Annotated in this window: 19 protein-coding genes; 6 read left to right on the plus strand and 13 right to left on the minus strand. The window is 69.9% G+C overall.

Annotated elements, in window-relative coordinates:
* The first annotated feature begins 25 nt into the window (after positions 1-25).
* Positions 26-1240: an NADP-dependent isocitrate dehydrogenase gene (locus GY170_RS08445; RefSeq protein ID WP_163892105.1), complete on the plus strand. Its 1215-nt coding sequence runs from the start codon at positions 26-28 to the stop codon at positions 1238-1240.
* Between the two features lie 425 nt (positions 1241-1665).
* Positions 1666-2001: a DMT family transporter gene (locus GY170_RS08450; RefSeq protein WP_163892108.1), complete on the plus strand. Its 336-nt coding sequence runs from the start codon at positions 1666-1668 to the stop codon at positions 1999-2001.
* 61 nt (positions 2002-2062) lie between these two features.
* Here GY170_RS08450 and GY170_RS08455 read toward each other — a convergent pair whose 3' ends face one another.
* Entirely contained in the window at positions 2063-3610 is a 1548-nt protein-coding gene (locus GY170_RS08455; protein WP_163892111.1) for a Ppx/GppA family phosphatase, read from the minus strand.
* 124 nt (positions 3611-3734) lie between these two features.
* Between GY170_RS08455 and GY170_RS08460 the strand changes: the two genes are divergently transcribed.
* A complete protein-coding gene (locus GY170_RS08460; RefSeq protein WP_163892114.1) occupies positions 3735-4706 on the plus strand; it encodes a quinone oxidoreductase family protein in 972 nt (323 codons plus the stop codon).
* Positions 4707-4791: 85 nt separating this feature from the next.
* Here the strand turns inward: GY170_RS08460 and GY170_RS08465 are convergent, their stop codons facing one another.
* From GY170_RS08465 to GY170_RS08495, 7 genes are all read right to left on the minus strand, one after another.
* Complete coding sequence (locus tag GY170_RS08465; RefSeq protein ID WP_163892117.1) at positions 4792-5160, minus strand: AAA+ family ATPase; 369 nt, start codon at positions 5158-5160, stop codon at positions 4792-4794.
* 59 nt (positions 5161-5219) lie between these two features.
* Positions 5220-6191, minus strand: coding sequence for an endonuclease/exonuclease/phosphatase family protein (locus GY170_RS08470; RefSeq protein ID WP_163892119.1), 972 nt, complete (start codon positions 6189-6191; stop codon positions 5220-5222).
* A gap of 5 nt (positions 6192-6196) precedes the next feature.
* The gene (locus GY170_RS08475) at positions 6197-6880 is read right to left on the minus strand and encodes a TerB family tellurite resistance protein (RefSeq protein ID WP_163892122.1); all 684 of its coding nucleotides are present in this window, start codon (positions 6878-6880) and stop codon (positions 6197-6199) included.
* Positions 6881-6923: 43 nt separating this feature from the next.
* On the minus strand, positions 6924-7397 hold the full coding sequence (locus GY170_RS08480) for a GNAT family N-acetyltransferase (RefSeq protein WP_163892124.1): 474 nt from the start codon (positions 7395-7397) through the stop codon (positions 6924-6926).
* Positions 7394-8002: a VOC family protein gene (locus tag GY170_RS08485; RefSeq protein ID WP_163892127.1), complete on the minus strand. Its 609-nt coding sequence runs from the start codon at positions 8000-8002 to the stop codon at positions 7394-7396. Before GY170_RS08485 ends, GY170_RS08480 begins: the two co-directional genes overlap by 4 nt.
* 157 nt (positions 8003-8159) lie before the next feature.
* Positions 8160-10286 carry a methylmalonyl-CoA mutase gene (scpA, locus tag GY170_RS08490; protein WP_163892130.1) on the minus strand — a complete coding sequence of 709 codons (2127 nt, stop codon included), beginning with the start codon at positions 10284-10286 and terminating at the stop codon, positions 8160-8162.
* Positions 10283-11128 (minus strand): hypothetical protein, encoded by an 846-nt coding sequence (locus GY170_RS08495; protein ID WP_163892133.1) that lies wholly within the window; start codon positions 11126-11128, stop codon positions 10283-10285. The genes scpA and GY170_RS08495 overlap by 4 nt, the downstream gene beginning before the upstream one ends.
* Before the next feature lie 132 nt (positions 11129-11260).
* Between GY170_RS08495 and GY170_RS08500 the strand changes: the two genes are divergently transcribed.
* Positions 11261-11779 carry a DUF4174 domain-containing protein gene (locus GY170_RS08500; RefSeq protein ID WP_163892136.1) on the plus strand — a complete coding sequence of 173 codons (519 nt, stop codon included), beginning with the start codon at positions 11261-11263 and terminating at the stop codon, positions 11777-11779.
* Between the two features lie 26 nt (positions 11780-11805).
* Here GY170_RS08500 and GY170_RS08505 read toward each other — a convergent pair whose 3' ends face one another.
* The 5 genes from GY170_RS08505 to GY170_RS08525 form a co-directional block, all read right to left on the minus strand.
* Positions 11806-13860 carry an acetyl-CoA carboxylase biotin carboxylase subunit gene (locus GY170_RS08505; RefSeq protein WP_163892139.1) on the minus strand — a complete coding sequence of 685 codons (2055 nt, stop codon included), beginning with the start codon at positions 13858-13860 and terminating at the stop codon, positions 11806-11808.
* A 50-nt stretch (positions 13861-13910) separates the two neighbouring features.
* Positions 13911-14138, minus strand: coding sequence for a hypothetical protein (locus GY170_RS08510; RefSeq protein ID WP_163892142.1), 228 nt, complete (start codon positions 14136-14138; stop codon positions 13911-13913).
* 181 nt (positions 14139-14319) lie between these two features.
* The gene (locus GY170_RS08515) at positions 14320-14664 is read right to left on the minus strand and encodes a hypothetical protein (RefSeq protein WP_163892145.1); all 345 of its coding nucleotides are present in this window, start codon (positions 14662-14664) and stop codon (positions 14320-14322) included.
* Positions 14664-15026 carry a DUF6497 family protein gene (locus GY170_RS08520; protein WP_163892148.1) on the minus strand — a complete coding sequence of 121 codons (363 nt, stop codon included), beginning with the start codon at positions 15024-15026 and terminating at the stop codon, positions 14664-14666. Before GY170_RS08520 ends, GY170_RS08515 begins: the two co-directional genes overlap by 1 nt.
* A 16-nt stretch (positions 15027-15042) precedes the next feature.
* The gene (locus tag GY170_RS08525) at positions 15043-16575 is read right to left on the minus strand and encodes an acyl-CoA carboxylase subunit beta (protein WP_163892151.1); all 1533 of its coding nucleotides are present in this window, start codon (positions 16573-16575) and stop codon (positions 15043-15045) included.
* A gap of 182 nt (positions 16576-16757) precedes the next feature.
* On the opposite strand from GY170_RS08525, the gene GY170_RS08530 reads away from it, so the two are divergent.
* Together GY170_RS08530 and GY170_RS08535 are read left to right on the plus strand one after the other, a co-directional pair.
* A complete protein-coding gene (locus GY170_RS08530) occupies positions 16758-17147 on the plus strand; it encodes a DMT family protein (RefSeq protein WP_394351487.1) in 390 nt (129 codons plus the stop codon).
* A gap of 9 nt (positions 17148-17156) precedes the next feature.
* On the plus strand, positions 17157-18404 hold the full coding sequence (locus tag GY170_RS08535) for a multidrug effflux MFS transporter (RefSeq protein ID WP_163892154.1): 1248 nt from the start codon (positions 17157-17159) through the stop codon (positions 18402-18404).
* The last annotated feature ends 22 nt before the right edge of the window (positions 18405-18426 follow it).

Raw genomic sequence — 18426 nt, forward strand, 5'->3', positions numbered from 1 at the left:
AAACGATTCAAGCGGGAGAGGCCCCATGACCAAGATCAAGGTTGAGAACCCCGTCGTCGAGCTCGACGGCGACGAAATGACCCGCATCATCTGGGATTTCATCAAGCAGAAGCTGATCCTGCCCTATCTCGACATCGATCTGCTCTACTACGACCTCGGCATCGAGGAGCGTGACCGCACCGACGACCAGATCACGGTCGACGCGGCCGAGAAGATCAAGGAGATCGGCGTCGGCGTGAAATGCGCCACGATCACCCCCGATGAGCAGCGGATGGACGAGTTCGGCCTCAAGCGGATGTACCGCTCGCCGAACGGCACGATCCGCAACATCCTCGGCGGCGTCATCTTCCGCCAGCCGATCATCTGCAAGAACGTCCCCCGCCTCGTCCCCGGCTGGACGAAGCCCATCGTCGTCGGCCGCCACGCCTACGGCGACCAGTACCGCGCCACGGACTTCCGCTTCCCCGGGCCGGGCAAGATCACCATCAAGTTCGAGGGCAACGACGGCGAGGTCATCGAGCGCGAGGTCTTCGACGCGCCGTCGGCCGGCGTCACCATGGCGATGTACAACCTCGACCCGTCGATCTACGATTTCGCCCGCGCCTCGCTGAACTACGGCCTCAACCTCGGCTGGCCGGTCTACCTGTCCACCAAGAACACGATCATGAAAGCCTATGACGGGCGCTTCAAGGACATCTTCCAGGAGGTCTACGAGACCGAGTTCAAGGAGAAGTTCGAAGCCAAGAAGATCTGGTACGAGCACCGCCTGATCGACGACATGGTCGCCGCCTCGCTCAAGTGGTCCGGCGGCTACGTCTGGGCCTGCAAGAACTACGACGGCGACGTGCAGTCCGACACCGTGGCGCAAGGCTTCGGCTCCCTCGGCCTGATGACCAGCCAGCTGATGACGCCCGACGGCAAGATCGTCGAGGCGGAAGCCGCGCACGGCACCGTCACCCGCCACTTCCGCCAGCACCAGAAGGGCGAGCAGACCTCCACCAACTCCATCGCCTCGATCTACGCCTGGACGGGCGGCCTCAAGCACCGCGCCAAGCTCGACGGCAACGACGCGCTGATGAACTTCGCGGAAACGCTGGAGACGGTGATCGTGGACACCGTGGAAAGCGGCTTCATGACCAAGGACCTCGCCCTCCTCGTCGGCCCCGACCAGAAGTGGCTGACCACAATGGGCTTCCTCGAGAAGGTGGACGAGAACCTGGGCAAGGCCCTCGCGGGCTGAAGACCGGCGGCGGGGTGCTCAAGCCCCGCCCGAGGCCCCAGAAAGGCAGACGGCGGCGCGGGGAAGGCCCGGGCCGCCGTCTTTGCATTCGGGGGTTGGCGGAGGCGCGGGCTGAGAGTGAGGGACCGGGGGGCCAGCCCCCCGGAACCCCCCGAGGGTATTTTTGGCCAGATGAAAGGGGATCCCGGGCGTGGGGGGCCGGGCGGCGCCGGGGGGCTGGCGGAGGCGCGGATCGAGAGTGAGGGACCGGGGGGCCAGCCCCCCGGAGCCCCCCGAGGGTATTTTTGGCCAGATGAAGGGGGATCCCGGGCGTGGGGGCCGGGGCGGTGCCGGGGGGGCTGGCGGAGGCGGGCCGGGATTGGCAGAAGGGGCGCGGGGGCCAGGTGGCCCCTTTGCTGATTCCGCCTGACCCAAGGAGGGAGCCCATGCCCGCCCACTACATCTGGCTCGTCTTCGCGATCATCGCCGAGACCGTCGGGACGTCCGCCCTCAAGGCGTCGGACCAGTTCACCCGGTTCTGGCCGTCGGTGCTTGTGGTGATCGCTTACGGGATTTCCTTCTACGCGATGACCTTCGCGCTGAAGGTCATGCCGGTCGGCATCGTCTACGCGATCTGGTCGGGCCTCGGCATCGTGCTCCTCGGCTTCGCCGGCTGGCTGATCTTCGGGCAGAAGCTCGATGCGCCGGCGGTGATCGGCATGGGGCTGATCCTCGGCGGGGTGGTGGTGATCAACCTCTTCTCGAACGCCACGCCCCACTGAGGCGCGGTGCACGCCCGGTGCACGCTCCGTGCACGCGCGGTGACCCCGGCCGGCGGGCCGTTCAGCTCCGCACGATCATCTTTTGAGACGCCCCGAGCGCGCTCGCCAGAGAGGCTAGCCGCGAGGCCGCCACCTCCCCGAAGAGAGGCTCCGCCCGCGGGGCGAGGCGCAGCGTCAGCTCCTTCTTCTGCGGCCGGAAGATCATCTCTCCGGGCACCTCGCCGGCCCCCAGCCAGAGCATGGCGCCGAGCCTGAGCGCCTTGCCCAGCACCTCCGCCTCCTGGATCTCCCGGGGCTCCAGCAGCGCGAAGAGCCGCTCATACGGCGAGCCCTCCCGCTTGTTCTGATATCGGTGCAGCAGCGCCAGCCCGAGGAAGATCCGCTCCTCGTGCTTCAGCCCGCCGAGGTTGGCGCGGGTGGCGTTGTCGAAGCAGACCTCGGCCCGGTAATCGGGATGCGCCCGCCAGCTGACATCGTGCAGCAGGCAGGCCGCCTCGATGATCCGTTTCTTCTGCCAGCCGGCCCGGGGGAAGAGCGGCATGACGAAATCGTAGAGCAGCGCCCCGAACCCGGGCATCCGCGCGTCCTTGGCTTCCGCGAATCGGCTCGCCTCGATTAGCGGGTCGCGCTCGCGCAGGCTCTGCGGCATCTGCTCGTAGAGCAGCCCCTCGCGGATCCCGTAGGAGGAGATGGCGATGTCCTTCGGCTTGAAAACCTTGACCAATTCCTTGAGCACGAGGCTGGCGTAGGGCACGAGGCTCATCCGGTCAGAGGAGATGGAGAGCTTGCCGCGCAGCGCCTCCAGATCGGCCCCGGCGATGTGCTTCTCGGTGGCGCGCACATCGGAATTGGCCATCCTGTATTCGTGCAGCACGGTCAGGGGGTACCCCTTCCTGTCCATGTCCACCCGGGCGAAGGCCCGCCACGAGCCGCCGACGAGGAAGAGCCGCTTGCCCGTCTCGTTCTGCATCTTGTCATGCAGCTCGGCGACGACGCCCTTGATATGCGCCTTCAGCTCCTTGCGGTCGTCGGAGACCTCGCGCAGCTTCAGCGGCCCGAGGGCTGAGGTGACGCGCAGCCCCACCTCCCCGTCGGCGAGGTTGGCCAGCTCCATCGACGAGCCGCCGATATCGCAGACGAGGCCGTAGGCACCGGGCCAGCCGAGGAGCACGCCCTGCGCGGAGAGGCGCGCCTCCTCCTCGCCATCGATGACGTAGAGCTCGATCCCCGTCTGCCGCTTCACCTCCTCCTGGAACGCCGGGCCATCCTCCGCCTCGCGCACGGCGGCGGTGGCGACGGCAGTCACGGGGGAGATGCCCATGCCCTCGGCGAGCGCGTTGAAGCGGCGGAGGGCCGAGAGCGCCCGCTCCTTGCCCTTCTCGCTGAGCCGCCCCGTCTCGGAGAGGCCGGCGCCGAGGGCACACATGACCTTCTCGTTGTAGAAATAGGCGGGGGAGCGGCCGGCCCCGTCGAAGACGACAAAGCGGACGGAGTTGGAGCCGACATCGACGACCCCGACGCGGCTGAGGCTGCGGGCCTCCTCGCCGAGGAAGATCGGCCGGGAGAAGGGCCCGGGGCGCGGCGGGGAGGCGTGGGGTGCGTCGACCATGAGCCTTGCTTGCCGAAGCTGGGGGCCGGGCGCAAGCGTTCCGACCTTTCGGCCTTTCCCCCGTGCCCGCTGTGTGGCGGGTCAGCTAGGCTGGCGGGGAGCGGAGTCAAAGGCGGAGGGCGCGATGAGAGCGGCAGTCAGCGAGCGCTATGGCGGGCCGGAGGTGCTGCGGCTGGAGGGGCGCCCGGTGCCGGAGCCGGGCCCGGGAGAGATCGTCATCCGCCATGTCGCGTCCGCCGTCACGCGGACCGACCTCGCGACCCTCGGCGGCGTGCCGAAAGCGGCGCGGGTGGTGACGGGGCTCGGCCGGCCGAAGGTGCAGGTGCTGGGGCTGGAGATCGCCGGCCACGTGGTGGCGCGCGGCCGCGGGGCGGGTCGCTTCGCCGAGGGCGCAGCGGTCTTCGGCCTCTCCCCTTCGCGCTACGGCGGCCACGCGGAGCATGTCCTGCTGCCGCAGGACGCTCCCCTCGCCGAGTTGCCGCCGGGCCTGGCGCTGGAGGAGGCGGTGATCTGCGAGGGTGCCTGGTACGCGCACTCGGTGCTGCAGGCCCTGCGGCTGCGCGAGGGGCAGTCGCTCTTCATCTTCGGCGGCGGCGGCGCCATCGGCAGCGCTGCCTTGCAGCTGGGCGTGGCCCGGGGCCTCCGCGTGACGGTGGCTGCGGAGCCGCATCAGCTTGCGCTGATGGAGGAACTTGGAGCTGCCGGAGTTCAGATCTCCGCCGATCCCGCCGCGCTCACCGGCCGCTACGATGCCGTGCTCGACGCGGCGGGCAAGGGCGGCTACCGGGCGCTCCGCCCCCTGCTCGCCCCCGGCGCCTCCTTCGCGGCGACCGATTTCGGCCCCGGAGGCCAGCTCCTCTGGCAGATGCCATTCTTCGCGCTCACCGGACGCCGCCGCCGGGTGATGCTCCCCCTGCCCCGCGAGGTCTCGGCCATCCCCGGCCTCCTCGCCAGCCTGATCGAGGAGGGCCAGTACCGCCCGATCATCGACCGGCGCTTCCCGCTCAGCCGGATCGCTGCCGCCTACGACTACGTGGGCACCGAACGCAAAACCGGCATCGTCGCGCTCGACATCGCCTCAGGGGCCGTCGGCTGACAGCCCCTGTATTTGGTCCCAAAAATCCTCGGGGGGTGTGGGGGGCAGACAGCCCCCCACTCTCACCTCACAACGAGCGCCGCCTTCAGAGTTCGATCTCTTCGCCCTCGTCCACCTCCGGCACGTAGGGCGGGGCGTCGGGCTTGCGGCGGATGATGATGTCGCCGCTCTCGGTGATCTCCGGCATCTCGTAGTAGCGCACCGAATCGATGGTCTCGAGGATGTCGGCGAGGCCGGCGGCCATCTCGGCCGTCATCTCGCGCATGGCGGGCTCCAGATCCTCCGCGAAGTCGCGAAGCTGGTCGAGCGCCGGGTCCATCTCGTCCATCAGCCCCTGCATGAAGAGGCGGGCGCCTTCCTCCATGAGGTTGAAGCCGTCGCCGTCCTCCTGGGCGGCGGCGGGCTGGGCAAGGAGGGCAAGCGCGAGGGCGGGGGCAAGGGCGATCTGTTTCATGGGACAGGAGATAGGGCGCCGGGCGGCAAGCTCAAAGGCCATGGCCCGCGAAGGCAGGCTCAGAGGTCGAGCGTGACGGGAAAATGGTCCGACGCCGTGACCAGCGCCTCGGCGAGGACCGGGTCGGCCCCGAGGGCGGGGTCGGCATGGGGGGACCAGACGCGCCAGCGCGGGCCGCTGGCGGCGAGATCCTGCGAGACGAGGATGTAGTCGAGCAGCGCGTCGAGGTGGCCCCCCTCCTTCAGGCGGAAGCGGGCGGTAGCGGCCGGGATGAGCCCCGCGGCATGCGGATCGAAGAGCGGGTGCGGGCCGCCGGCGCCGAGCAGGATCTCCACGCCGGAGCGGCCGAAGAGCGCCTCGAAGGTGTCGAGCCCCGGGCCGTCGTTGATGTCGCCGGCGACGATGACGCTCTCTCCCGCCTCCAGATGCGCCGTGACGCGGGCGCGCAGCCAGAGGCACTGGGCGAGCTGCTTGCGGCGGCTCTCGATGGCGGCGCGCATGGCGGCGGCTGCCTCCCCCGCGCTGTGCGGCGCCTTCGATTTTGCATGGACGCCGATCAGCCGGATGCGGCGCCCACGCCCCTCCAGCACCGCCTCCAGCGGCGGCTTGGAGAAGTGCACCGGCTCCGGGACCCCGTCGAGATCGATGTCGATGCCCCAGATACCATCGAAGCGCGGCGCCCCGAGCTCGCTCGGCGCATGAACGGCACTGAGGACATCGGGGTCGTGGAGCAGCATGATCTCCTGCTGCGTGTCGGAGCTGAAGCCGGAGAGCGCCTCCCGCGCCCGCAGCCCGGCATGGGCGGCGAAGCGCTCCAGCGCCGCGGCGCCCCGGCGGTGGCGGGAGATGTCGGGCGCCTCGATGACGAGCACCGCGTCGGCATCGAGCGCACGGAAGACGTGCCCAAGGGCCGCCACCTGCTCTTGCCGCCGCACGCCGTAGCGGCCGGACCATTCGGCATCGCCGCGCAGCTCACCGTCGTCGTCGAAGAGCGCGTCGAACCATTCGACATTGTAGGTGGCGATGCGCATGGGGCTCAGGCGTCGCGCTCGGCCCGGATCTGCTCCCACGCGTGGTTGATGGCGACCATGCGGGCTTCGGCCATGCGCACCGCCTCCTCCGGCAGGCCGCGGGCGGCGAGCGCGTCGGGGTGGGTCTGGCGGACGTGGGTGCGCCAGAGCTGGCGGATCTCCTCCACCGGCATGGCGGGGTCGGCGCCGAGCACCTCGTAGGGGTCGCGCTCGGCATCGGGGACGAAGCGGGCCCGCATCCGGGCGAAGGCGCGTTCGTCGAAGCCGAAGAGCTCGGCGACGCGGGCGAGGAAGGCGTTCTCGGCCGGGTGGTAATCGCCATCCGCCATGGCGATGTGGAAGAGCCCCTCCAGCAGATCCTCCAGCGGGCCATCGGGGCCGCTGAACATGGCCGCGGCCCGGGCGGCGTAATCCTCGAAGCCGGCGATGTCCTGCCGGGCGAGGTTGTAGACGCGGGCGGCGGCGCGCTCATCCTCCCGAGCGATGGTGAAGACATCGCGGAAGGCGGCCACCTCGTCTCGCGTCACCAGCCCGTCGGCCTTGGCCATCTTCGCGCCGAGCGCGATGACGGAGATGGTGAAGGCGACGGAGCGGTCGCGCGGCGTGCGCAGGCGATCGAACACCGCGGAGAGGGGCTCTCCGCTGCGAAGCGCCGCGAGGGCGTCGGCGATGCGTGTCCAGATCGACATGGGCGCAGGGTATGCGCCGCAGCGCGGCGACGAAAGGGGAAGCTCAGAGGATCTTCTGCATGAAGACGGCATCGAGCCAGCGGCCGAACTTGCGCCCCGCCTCCTTCAGCCGCCCCGCCTCCTGAAAGCCGAGCGCGGCGTGGAAGGCCAGCGCCCCGTGGTTCTCGCCCGAGATCACGCCGACCATCACATGCGCCCCCCGCTCCCGCGCCTGCGCCTCCAGCGCCTGCATGAGCTGCCGTCCGACGCCCCGGCCCCGCGCCTCGGGCGCCAGCAGCAGCGTGTGCTCCACGGTCGCGGCATAGCCGGAGAGGGAGCGGAACGGGCCGAAGGTGGCGAGGCCGACGGGCGACCCCTGCTCCTCCGCGACGAGGAAGGCGGGGCGGGTGCTGATCGCCTCGGCGATCCACTCCGGCGTCTTCTGCTCCTCGGAGAAGATCACCGTCGTCTCGCGGATGATCGGGTTCCAGATATTCGCCAGCGCGGGAATGTCGGCATGGGTGGCAACGCGGATCATGCGAGGTGCCTCGGCCCATCGGGGGTGTCGATCTCCGCCGAGATGCGGAAAGCGTCGGCCCCCGTCAGCGTCACCCGCCCGTCGGGCAGCTCGCCGCCCATTGCCACCAGCGCCTCGCGCGCCAGCGGTGCCTGGATGGCGACGGAGCGGAGACGGCAGCCGCGGTCGGGCAGGCAGGTGCCGCAGGGCTGCGTCTCCCACTGGATCAGCGTCGGGAAGGCGCCACCCATGGGCAGGCGGCCGTCGGCGGGGATGGCGATGCGCCAGCGCAGGTCGCCCCGCTGCAGATTCACCGGCTCGCCGGCGAAGGGGGCGTCGTCGAGCGCCTCGTCGAGATCATCGGTCGCGCAGACCCAGTTCGCCAGCCGCGGCGGGCCGTCGAAGCCTTCCAGCCCCAGCCAGCGCGGCTTGCCGGGATGCTGCGCCTCCGGCTCGGGGGCCAGCACCTCAAGGTACAGCCCCTCGCCGATGGAGAGGAGAGCGTTGTGGGTGCCGAAGCGGACATGCCGGCCGCCGGGCTGCGGGCGCAGGCCGAGAGACGCTTCCGCATGGGCGACCCCCGCTTCGAGGTCGTTGGCGAGAATGACGAGATGGTCGAGATACATGGGCGCAATTTACTCAGGGACACTGGAACCGACATGGCAGCCGGAGGCAACCTTATGGTGTCCATGTCAGGTTTCCATAGGGAAAAAATTTCCAAGGAAAATTCGGGACGTGGGGGCAAGAGTTGCGCCGAAGGCGAGTCGCACCGGGCGCCCTCGCCTAGCGGTTGGGGATGGCCCCCCGGAGCAGCCCGAGGATCTTGCGCGCCGCCTCGGGGATGTTCGTCCCCGGCCCGAAGATCGCCTGCACCCCCGCTTCGCGCAGAAACGCGTGATCCTGGCTCGGGATCACCCCGCCGCAGACGACGATCACGTTCTCGGCCCCCAGCGCCCGCAGCGCCGACACCATCTGCGGCGCCAGCGTCTTGTGGCCCGCCGCGAGGGAGGAGATGCCGACGACCTGCACACCGGCCTCCACCGCCGCGCGCGCCGCCTCCTCCGGCGTCTGGAAGAGCGGGCCCATGGCGACGTCGAAGCCGATGTCCCCGAAAGCGGAGGCGATGACCTTCGCCCCCCGGTCGTGCCCGTCCTGCCCCATCTTGACGACCATCAGCTTCGGCGGACCGCCGGCCTCCGCCGCATGGGCGGCGAGATCGGCCTTGAGGGCCGCGAAGCTCTCGTCCCCCTCCCAGGCGCCGCCGTAGACGCCGGAGAGCACCGCCGGCGTCGCATCGTGGCGACCGAAGACGTCCTCCATCGCCGCGCTGACCTCGCCGACCGTGGCCCGCGCCCGCATCGCCTCCACCGCTGCCTCCAGCAGGTTGCCGCCCTCCGCCGCCCGGCGTGAGAGCTCGGACAGCGCCGCGTCCACCGCCGCGTCGTCGCGGCTGGCACGCAGCTCCTCGAGGCGGGAGACCTGCCCGGCGCGGACGGCGGCAGTGTCGACGTCGAGCAGCTCGATGGGCGCCTCTTCGTCCAGCCGGTACTTGTTGACGCCGACGATCACCGTCTCCCCCCGGTCGACCAGTGCCTGCCGCTCGGCGGCCGCCGCCTCGATCCGGGCCTTGGGCATGCCCTCGGCCACCGCCTCGGTCATGCCGCCCATCGCCTCCACCTCCTCCATCAGCGCCCAGGCCTTGTCGGCCAGCTCGGCGGTGAGGCTCTCGACATAGTAGGAGCCGGCGAGCGGGTCGGCGACCTTCGTCACCCCCGTCTCCTCCTGCAGGATTAGCTGGGTATTGCGGGCGATGCGCGCCGCGTGATCCGACGGCAGGGCCATCGCCTCGTCCAGCGCGTTGGTGTGGAGCGATTGCGTGCCGCCGAGGACGGCGGAGAGCGCCTCGTAGGCGGTGCGGACGACGTTGTTGTAGGGGTCCTGCTCCTGCAGGGAGACGCCGGAGGTCTGGCAGTGGGTGCGCAGCATGGAGGAGCGAGGGTCCTTCGGGGCGAACTCCGCCATGACCCGGTGCCAGAGCTGGCGGGCGGCGCGGAGCTTCGCCGCCTCCATGAAGAAGTTCATGCCGATGGCGAAGAAGAAGCTGAGGCGCGGTGCGAAGGCATCGACATCCATCCCCCGCGCGAGCGCGGCGCGCACGTATTCGCGCCCGTCGGCCAGGGTGAAGGCCAGCTCCTGCACGAGCGTCGCCCCCGCCTCCTGCATGTGGTAGCCGGAGATGGAGACGGAGTTGAAGCGCGGCATCTCTTTCGCCGTATATTCAATGATATCCGCGACAATCCTCATGCTGGGCTCGGGCGGATAGATATAGGTGTTCCGCACCATGAACTCTTTCAGGATATCGTTCTGGATGGTCCCCGACAGCTGCGCCAGGGCAACCCCCTGCTCCTCGCCCGCGACGATGAAGCCGGCGAGCACGGGGATGACGGCGCCGTTCATCGTCATGGAGACGGAGATCTTCTCCAGCGGGATGCCGTCGAAGAGGATCTTCATGTCCTCCACGCTGTCGATGGCCACGCCCGCCATGCCGACATCGCCCTCGACGCGCGGGTGGTCGCTGTCATAACCCCGGTGGGTGGCGAGGTCGAAGGCGACGGAGACACCCTGCTGCCCGGCGGCGAGGGCGCGGCGGTAGAAGGCATTGCTCTCTTGCGCGGTGGAGAAGCCGGCATATTGCCGGATCGTCCAGGGCCGGCCGGCATACATCGTGGTGCGCGGGCCGCGGATATAGGGCGGCTCGCCGGGGGTGGAGGAGAGGTCGAGGCCGGAGACATCCTCCGCCGTGTAGAGCGGGCGGATGTCGATGCCCTCGATCGTGTGCCAGGTTAGGTCATCGGGGATGCGGCCCTTCAGCTCTTGCTCGGCGCGGGCGCGCCAGTCGGCCTTGCTCATGCGGGGTCTCCTCCTTGGCCGGTTTGTGCACCGCCTCCCGGGGCCGGGCAATCCTCCGGCCGCTCGACGAAGCGGACGCGGGCCTCCGCCCCGCCGCGCAGCCAGGAGAGGTCGGCCTCGTCGACGGCGCGGAGCAAGGCGGCCTGATCCGGGGTGAACCGGGCCTCCTGCGCCGCGCCGGCATTGTGGACGGCGCCGTCCCCTGCCCCCAGCGCGCCCGCCGCCTCCGGCACCAGCAGGCGGAGCTGGTCGGCGGGGCTGGCGGCGAAGGGCTCGGAGGGCCAGACGGTGATCGCGGCACCCGGGAGAGCCGTCGCCGCCTCGCCGATGACATGCCGCCAGCCCCGGCGGGAGGCGGCGATGGCGGCGAGCACCTTGGCCTCCGGCGGAGCCGTCACGTTGCGGGCGACGAGGCTCGCGATGGCGGAGGCCCAGTAACTCTCCAGCGGCCGGATCGCGAGGCCGAGCGACAGGGGAGCCCCCTCCAGCGCCGGGGCGAGGCGGGACAGCCAGGCGGTGACGTCGGGATAGAGGCTGCGGGTGCGCAGGTTGGCGCGCATGGTGCCGGGCAGGTTCTCCTCGCTGATCAGCAGGCATGTCCGGCCGGCTGCCTCCAGGCGCGCCCGCTCCGCCCGGATCGCCTCGGTGGCCCGGGCCGCGGCCGCGGGTTCGGCATCGCGCGGGTGCCCGTCGAGGCCGGAGAGCCAGCCGCCGCGGCGGAGTTCGGCCGGCGTCCAGACCTCCAGCCCCGCCTCGGCGAGGGGCGCCCTGCTGGCCGCCAGGGCGCGCTGGAAGGTGGTGGTGCCGGTGCGGTGCGCCCCCAGATGCAGGACGATCTTCATGCCCGCTCCCCTCCTGTCCCGGCGGCGTCGCAGTGGCGGCGCGGCGGCCCGCTGCTCTCAGCCCGATAAATTTCTGTCTATCGGCACGTGCCTGCCCTTCGCAAGCGGCAGGCCGCCGACTATATCTTGAGCATGAAAGCCGCGCTCACCCCCATCTGCGCCGCCCTTCTCGCGCTCGTGCCGCTCGGCACCCTCGCGCAGGAGGCCCCCCTCGCCGAGGATCTGACGCAGGCCGCGGCGGCGACGCCCGAGAATGTGCTGGAGCTCTGGCGCGCGGACCCGACGCGCATCTTCTCCGGCGCGGAGGTGGACGTCGAGGCGCTGCAATACATCGCCCGCCCGCTCGTCGTCTTCGCCGACAGCCCCTTCGATCCGAACTTCGCCCAGCAGATGGAGCTGATCGAGGATGGCTGGAACGATCTCGTCCCCCGCGACGTGATGGTCATCACCGACACGGACCCGGCCGCGCGCACTCCCCTGAGGGAGATCTTCCGCCCCCGCGGCTTCGTGATGATCCTCGTCGGCAAGGACGGCCGCATCGCGCAGCGCAAGCCGTCGCCCTGGGCGACGCGAGAGATGTCCCACGCCATCGACAAGCTGCCCCTGCGCCAGCAGGAGATCCGCGAGACGGGAACGCTCGGCGGGCGGTGAACGGGAGGCTCAGAGGCTAGGCGCCCCTACTCGAATTCCATGATCACTTCGTCCACCGCAAGGCTCTCGCCCACGGCGGCGTTGACCTGCGTCACGATCCCCCGGCGCTCGGCGCGCAGGATATTCTCCATCTTCATCGCCTCGACGGTGCAGAGCGCCTGCCCCTCCTCAACATTGTCGCCGGCGGCGACATTGAGGGAAACGAGCAGGCCCGGCATCGGGCAGAGGAGCAGCTTGGAGGTGTCGGGCGGCAGCTTCTGAGGCATCAGGGCGGCGAGCTCGGCCTGGCGGGGAGTCATCACCCGCACCGAGAGGTCCGCGCCACGCGTGCGCAGGCGGAAGCCGAGGGGCCGGGGCTCGACCTGCACCACCATCGGCTCCCCCGCCACGTCCAGCCGCGCCAGCCGCTGGCCGGGCGACCAGGCCCCGGCGACGCGAACGGCCTCGCCGCCAGCGAAGGTGACATCGGTGCCGAAGGGATCCGCCGTCAGCGTCAGCGGAAAGGTCTCCCCCTGCGCCGTCACCACGAAGTCTTCGCCGAGCGTGCGCTTGTGGTTGTCGATCCGCCCCGAGATGCGGGCGCGGCGGATCTCGGCGATCCGGTGTATGGCCGCCGCCACCGCCGCCAGCCGGCGGAGCTGGTTGCCCGGCAGCGTGACGCCGTCGAAGCCCTCCGGCCATTCCTCGGCGATGAAGGCGGTCGTCATCTCGCCCGCCACGAACTTCGGATGATCCATCACCGCAGAGAGGAAGGGCAGGTTGTGGCCGATCCCCTCCAGCTCGAAGCCATCCAGCGCTTCGCGCATCGCGCCGATGGCGGCCTCGCGGCTCGGCGCCCAGGTGCAGAGCTTCGCGATCATGGGGTCGTAGAACATCGAGATTTCGCCCCCCTCCTCGACGCCGGTGTCGTTGCGGACCGCCTTCTCGGGGCCGGACACCTCTTCCGGCGGGCGGTAGCGGGTGAGGCGGCCGATGGAGGGCAGGAAGTTGCGATACGGGTCCTCGGCGTAGAGGCGGGATTCGATGGCCCAGCCGTTGATCCTGAGGTCGGCTTGGGAGAACGGCAGCGGCTCGCCGGCGGCGACGCGGATCATCTGCTCGACGAGGTCGATGCCGGTGATCAGCTCCGTCACCGGGTGCTCGACCTGCAGGCGGGTGTTCATCTCGAGGAAGTAGAAGTTGCGCGCCCCGTCGACGATGAATTCCACCGTCCCGGCGCTGCGGTAGCCGACGGCCTGCGCCAGCGCCACGGCCTGCGCGCCCATCGCGGCGCGGGTGGCCTCGTCGAGGAACGGCGACGGGGCCTCCTCGATCACCTTCTGGTTGCGCCGCTGGATCGAGCATTCCCGCTCGTGCAGGTAGACGGCGTTGCCATGGGCATCCGCCAGCACCTGGATCTCGATGTGGCGCGGCTGGGTGACGAACTTCTCGATGAAGATGCGATCATCCCCGAAGCTCGCCGCCGCCTCGCGCTTCGACGCCGCGAAGCCCTCACGCGCCTCCTCGGCGGTCCAGGCGACGCGCATCCCCTTGCCGCCGCCGCCGGCGCTGGCCTTGATCATGACGGGGTAGCCGATCTCGCCGGCGATCTTCGCCGCCTCATCGGCGCTGTCGATCAGCCCCATGAAACCGGGGACGGTATTCACCCCCGCCTCGGCGGCGATCTTCTTGGAGGTGATCTTGTCCCCCATCGCCTCGATGGCGCCCACGGGCGGGCCGATGAAGGCGACGCCCGCCTCCTCCAGCGCCCTGGCGAAGCGCGGGTTCTCGGAGAGGAAGCCGTAGCCGGGATGCACGGCATCGGCGCCGCTCTCCCGCACCGCTGTCATCACCCGCTCGATGTCGATGTAGCTCTGCGCGGCCGGCGGGGGGCCGATGTGGAGCGCCTCGTCGGCCATCGCCACGTGCAGGGCGCGGCGGTCAGCGTCGGAGTAGAGGGCGACGGTGGGGATGCCGAGGCGCCGGGCCGTCTTGATGACGCGGCACGCGATCTCGCCCCGGTTGGCGATCAGCAGCTTTTCAAACGGCCCCGTCACGGCACCCTCCCCCCGGACATGGCAAAGCCGCCGGGATGTTGCCATCCCGACGGCTTGCGACCTTGGTCGTGGGGCGGAGTGACCTCCGCCCTGGCTCAGCAGGCGCCGGCCGCGTTGGCCACGGCGCCGGCACCGGCACCGAGCAGGCCCGCGCCGACGGCTTCGCGCGCATCGGCGCCATTGAGCATCTGCGAGCCGGCATAGAGGCCGGCACCGATGGCGGCGCAATCCGCACCTGACGTGCGGGTCGTGTCGTAGGCGCAGCCGGCGACAGCGCCGGCACCGGCGGCGGCGATAACGGTGACTTTGAGCATCTTGAGCATGGAACTTCTCCTGTCGATTTGGCCTCAAGCTGGCGCGATTCTGCCTCGTGGCAAGTCGCTGGCCAACTGATCACCTCATCCGGTGGCTGACATGCAATAACAATGGCAAAAAAGCCCTGTGCAGACGGGTTTGGGCGCCCGTCGGCAGGGTTTTGCCAAAGGTCGGTCAGAGAGGGCATCGTCACTCGAAGACCTCGGGGAAGCTGATCTCCGCCCGCGTCCGGTCGATGCGCAGGAGGGCCTCATAGCTCTCGGGATCGAAGTCCTCCTCCGCCGGCACCACCTCGCGCCCGAAGAGCCAGGAGAGCCGGCCGGCGTCGAGGTTGCCGCGCTCGAAGGGCTCCTCGCCGAAATGCTCCCAGAGCGCCGCCATGAAGTACATATCCGCCCGCCGGTCGGCGGGGCGCCGGTCGGCATAGCGCTCGCGCGAGATCAGCTTGGTGGCGCCGGCCTTGTTGGCGCGGCGGATGGTGAACTGGTGATCCGTCCCCATCAGGCGCGAGGGGAAACCGCGGTGCTTTTCCATCAGAACAACTCCCAGACACAGGCGCCGTCCTCGACGCGGAACCCCTCGAAGAACTGCACCGCCTCGGGATCCATCTCGCCGAAGGGCAGCTCCCGGTCGGCGACCGAGATGGTGATGCCCTCCACCGCCACCTCGTTGGTCTCCAGCGCCGGCAGGGCGAGGTTGTCGCACAGCCACTGGAAGTCGCCGGCGATGGACTCGAAATCCTCCGCCTCCAGCCCCTCGGAGATGAAGCGCAAGTGGGCCGAGGTGCCCTCCAGCACCACGTCGAAGATGCGCCAGGGCTGGCCGGAGGGGGCGGCGACATCCTGCGCGGCCGCCGGGGCGGCGAGGAGGAGGAGCAGGGAGATCGGTCGGAACATGAGTGGGAACAATGTCTTACAGGGGGATGTTATCGTGCTTCTTCCAGGGATTGCTCTGCTGCTTGCCCCGCAGGGAAGCGAAGGCCCGGCAGAGCCGCTTGCGGGTGCCGCGGGGCTGGATGACCTCGTCGATGAAGCCCCGCTCCGCCGCGACGAAGGGGTTGGCGAAGCGATCCTCGTAGTCCCGCGTGCGGGCGGCAATCTTCTCCGGCTCCCCCAGCTCGGAGCGGTAGAGGATTTCCACCGCACCCTTGGCGCCCATGACGGCGATCTCCGCCGTCGGCCAGGCGTAGTTGAAGTCGCCCCGCAAGTGCTTGGAAGACATGACATCATAGGCGCCGCCATAGGCCTTGCGTGTGATCAGCGTCACCTTCGGCACCGTCGCCTCGCCGTAAGCGAAGAGCAGCTTCGCCCCGTGCTTGATGACGCCGCCGAACTCCTGCGCGGTGCCGGGCATGAAGCCGGGCACGTCGACGAGCGTCAGCAGCGGGATCTCGAAGGCATCACAGAAGCGCACGAAGCGCGCGGCCTTGCGGGAGCTGTCGATATCGAGGCAGCCGGCGAGCACCAGCGGCTGGTTGGCGACGACGCCGACCGTCCGCCCCTCCAGCCGGATGAAGCCGGTGACGATGTTCTTCGCGAACTCCGCCTGGATCTCGAAGAAATCGCCCTCGTCCGCCAGCTTCCCGATCAGCTCCTTCATGTCGTAGGGCTGGTTCGGGTTCTCGGGGATCAGCGTGTCGAGCGCGGGCTCGATCCGGTCCACCTCGTCATGGAAGGGCCGCACCGGCGGCTTCTCCCGGTTGGAGAGCGGCAGGAAGTCGACGAGCCGCCGCACCTCGGCCAGTGCCTCCACGTCGTTCTCATAGGCGCCATCGGCGACGGAGGAGCGGCGGGTATGCGTCGCCGCGCCGCCCAGCTCCTCTGCCGTGACCACCTCGTTGGTGACGGTCTTCACGACGTCCGGCCCCGTGACGAACATGTAGGAGCTGTCCTTCACCATGAAGATGAAGTCCGTCATCGCGGGGGAGTAGACGGCCCCGCCCGCGCAGGGCCCCATGATGACGGAGATCTGGGGGACGACGCCGCTCGCCATGACGTTGCGCTGGAAGACCTCGGCATAGCCCGCGAGGCTGGCCACGCCCTCCTGGATCCGGGCGCCGCCGGAATCGTTCAGCCCGATGACCGGGGCGCCGTTCTGCATCGCCATGTCCATGATCTTGCAGATCTTCTGGGCGTGGGTCTCGCTCAGCGAGCCGCCGAAGACGGTGAAATCCTGACTGTAGACATAGACCTGCCGGCCGTTGACCGTCCCCCAGCCGGTCACCACGCCGTCGCCGGCGGGCCGCTGGGAGGCCATGCCGAACTCGGTGCAGCGATGGGCGACGAACATGTCGAACTCCTCGAAGGAGCCCTCGTCGAGCAGCAGCTCGATCCGCTCGCGCGCCGTCAGCTTGCCCTTGCCGTGCTGCGCCTCGATGCGCCGCGCCCCGCCGCCGGCCCGCGCCTCGGCGCGCCGCGATTCCAGCTCCGCCAGAATGTCCTGCATCTCGCCTCCCGTCGCCCGATCCTCCCTCCTCTAGCCTTTTCAATCGCTTCGCCAAAGCGAAAACCGGCGGGCCGGCCGCCTGGCCTCTCCTCCTCCCTGCCCGGCGACGTGGCCCTTCCTCCTGTCGCCGGGCGGCCCTATCCTGCACCGCCGGCGCCCCGCCGGTGCCCGGAACCCCGCCCATGTCCCTGCCCTTTTCCCTGCCCGTCCCCCTCGTCACCATCGGCCTGCTCACCGCCTCGAACCTCTTCATGACATTTGCCTGGTACGGGCACCTGAAGTTCAAGGCGGCGCCGCTTGTGATCGTCATCCTCGTCGCCTGGGGCATCGCCTTTTTCGAGTATGTCCTGCAGGTGCCCGCCAACCGGATCGGCCACGGGCGCTTTTCGGCGGCGGAGCTGAAGACGATCCAGGAGGTGATCTCGCTGACGATCTTCTGCGCCTTCTCGGCCCTCTGGCTGGGGGAGCCGATCCGCCCGGCGCATATCCTCGGCTTTTCGCTCATTGCGCTCGGGGCCGGTGTCATCTTTCTCGCGCCGGGCGCAATTGACCGCGCCCCGGCCAGCCCCTAACCCTCGTACATGACTGCGACCGCACCTGCCGACGCGCCCACCGGCCCCCCCGCCATCCGCTTCCTCGACCGGCGCACGCCGCCGCATATCCTGACATTGACGCTCATCGCCTCGATGTCGGCGCTGTCGATGTCGATCTTCCTGCCGTCGCTGGCCGCCATGGCGCGGTACTTCGGGGCGGATTACGCGGTCATGCAGCTCGCCGTCTCCGCCTATCTCGCCAGCACCGCCTTCGTGCAGCTCTTCGTCGGCCCCCTGTCGGACAGGTTCGGCCGCCGGCCCGTGGTGCTCGGCGCGCTGATCGTCTTCGTCCTCGCCACCATCGGCTGCGCCCTCGCCCCGACGACGGGCATCTTCCTCGCCTTCCGCATGCTGCAGGCCTGCGTCGCCGCCTGCATGGCGCTCTCGCGCGCCATCGTGAGGGACATGGTGCCGGCCGAGCAGGCGGCATCGATGCTGGGCTATGTCACCATGGGCATGGCTCTGGTGCCGATGATCGCGCCGACCATCGGCGGTGTCATCGACGAGGTCCTCGGCTGGCGCGCCGTCTTCTGGTTCCTCTGCCTCTTCGCGACCGGGATCATCGCCCTCTGCTGGGCCGACCAGGGGGAGACGCTGGCCGGCGGGCGGGGGCTGTCGCTGCGCGCGCAGGTGAAGAACTACCCCGAGCTGCTGCAGTCGCGCCGCTTCTGGGGCTATGTCATCTGCGCCGCCGCCGGCTCCGGCTCCTTCTTCGCGCTGCTCGGCGGGGCGAGCTACGTCGCCAGCGCCCTCTTCGGCCTCAGCCCGATGATGACGGGGATCGCCGTCGGCTCCCCCGCCATCGGCTACGCGCTCGGCAACTTCCTCACCGGCCGCTACGCGGTGCGGGCCGGGATCAACGCCATGTGCCTCGCCGGCACGCTGACCTCCACCATCGGCCTCTCCGCCGCGCTGGTGGCCGCCCTGATCTTCGAGCCCTCGCCGCTGCTCTTCTTCGGCTTCATGCCGCTCCTCGGGCTCGGCAACGGGATGATGATGCCCTCGGCCACGGCCGGCTCCCTCTCCGTCCGGCCGGAGCTGGCGGGGACCGCCTCGGGCCTCGGCATGGCCATCGCCATCGGCGGCGGCGCCGTCCTCTCCGCCCTCGCCGGCTCCCTCCTGTCGGGGTCCGGCTCGCCGCTGCCGCTGCAGTGGATCATGGCCGGTTCCAGCGCCGTCTCGCTCATTGCCATCCTCATGGTCATCCGCCGCGAGCGCAGCCTCGCCGTGGCCTGAGGGAGCGGCGAGGCGCTTGCCA

This window comes from Pseudoroseicyclus tamaricis (assembly GCF_012070395.1).
Lineage (GTDB): Bacteria > Pseudomonadota > Alphaproteobacteria > Rhodobacterales > Rhodobacteraceae > Pseudoroseicyclus_A > Pseudoroseicyclus_A tamaricis.

Excerpts from the sequence above, each read along its gene's own strand:
- GY170_RS08445 (WP_163892105.1), top strand. The coding sequence starts at position 26 with ATGACCAAGATCAAGGTTGAGAACCCCGTCGTCGAGCTCGACGGCGAC.
- GY170_RS08450 (WP_163892108.1), top strand. The coding sequence starts at position 1,666 with ATGCCCGCCCACTACATCTGGCTCGTCTTCGCGATCATCGCCGAGACC.
- GY170_RS08455 (WP_163892111.1), bottom strand. The coding sequence starts at position 3,610 with ATGGTCGACGCACCCCACGCCTCCCCGCCGCGCCCCGGGCCCTTCTCC.
- GY170_RS08460 (WP_163892114.1), top strand. The coding sequence starts at position 3,735 with ATGAGAGCGGCAGTCAGCGAGCGCTATGGCGGGCCGGAGGTGCTGCGG.
- GY170_RS08465 (WP_163892117.1), bottom strand. The coding sequence starts at position 5,160 with ATGAAACAGATCGCCCTTGCCCCCGCCCTCGCGCTTGCCCTCCTTGCC.
- GY170_RS08470 (WP_163892119.1), bottom strand. The coding sequence starts at position 6,191 with ATGCGCATCGCCACCTACAATGTCGAATGGTTCGACGCGCTCTTCGAC.
- GY170_RS08475 (WP_163892122.1), bottom strand. The coding sequence starts at position 6,880 with ATGTCGATCTGGACACGCATCGCCGACGCCCTCGCGGCGCTTCGCAGC.
- GY170_RS08480 (WP_163892124.1), bottom strand. The coding sequence starts at position 7,397 with ATGATCCGCGTTGCCACCCATGCCGACATTCCCGCGCTGGCGAATATC.
- GY170_RS08485 (WP_163892127.1), bottom strand. The coding sequence starts at position 8,002 with ATGTATCTCGACCATCTCGTCATTCTCGCCAACGACCTCGAAGCGGGG.
- scpA (WP_163892130.1), bottom strand. The coding sequence starts at position 10,286 with ATGAGCAAGGCCGACTGGCGCGCCCGCGCCGAGCAAGAGCTGAAGGGC.
- GY170_RS08495 (WP_163892133.1), bottom strand. The coding sequence starts at position 11,128 with ATGAAGATCGTCCTGCATCTGGGGGCGCACCGCACCGGCACCACCACC.
- GY170_RS08500 (WP_163892136.1), top strand. The coding sequence starts at position 11,261 with ATGAAAGCCGCGCTCACCCCCATCTGCGCCGCCCTTCTCGCGCTCGTG.
- GY170_RS08505 (WP_163892139.1), bottom strand. The coding sequence starts at position 13,860 with ATGGCAACATCCCGGCGGCTTTGCCATGTCCGGGGGGAGGGTGCCGTG.
- GY170_RS08510 (WP_163892142.1), bottom strand. The coding sequence starts at position 14,138 with ATGCTCAAGATGCTCAAAGTCACCGTTATCGCCGCCGCCGGTGCCGGC.
- GY170_RS08515 (WP_163892145.1), bottom strand. The coding sequence starts at position 14,664 with ATGGAAAAGCACCGCGGTTTCCCCTCGCGCCTGATGGGGACGGATCAC.
- GY170_RS08520 (WP_163892148.1), bottom strand. The coding sequence starts at position 15,026 with ATGTTCCGACCGATCTCCCTGCTCCTCCTCCTCGCCGCCCCGGCGGCC.
- GY170_RS08525 (WP_163892151.1), bottom strand. The coding sequence starts at position 16,575 with ATGCAGGACATTCTGGCGGAGCTGGAATCGCGGCGCGCCGAGGCGCGG.
- GY170_RS08530 (WP_394351487.1), top strand. The coding sequence starts at position 16,758 with ATGTCCCTGCCCTTTTCCCTGCCCGTCCCCCTCGTCACCATCGGCCTG.
- GY170_RS08535 (WP_163892154.1), top strand. The coding sequence starts at position 17,157 with ATGACTGCGACCGCACCTGCCGACGCGCCCACCGGCCCCCCCGCCATC.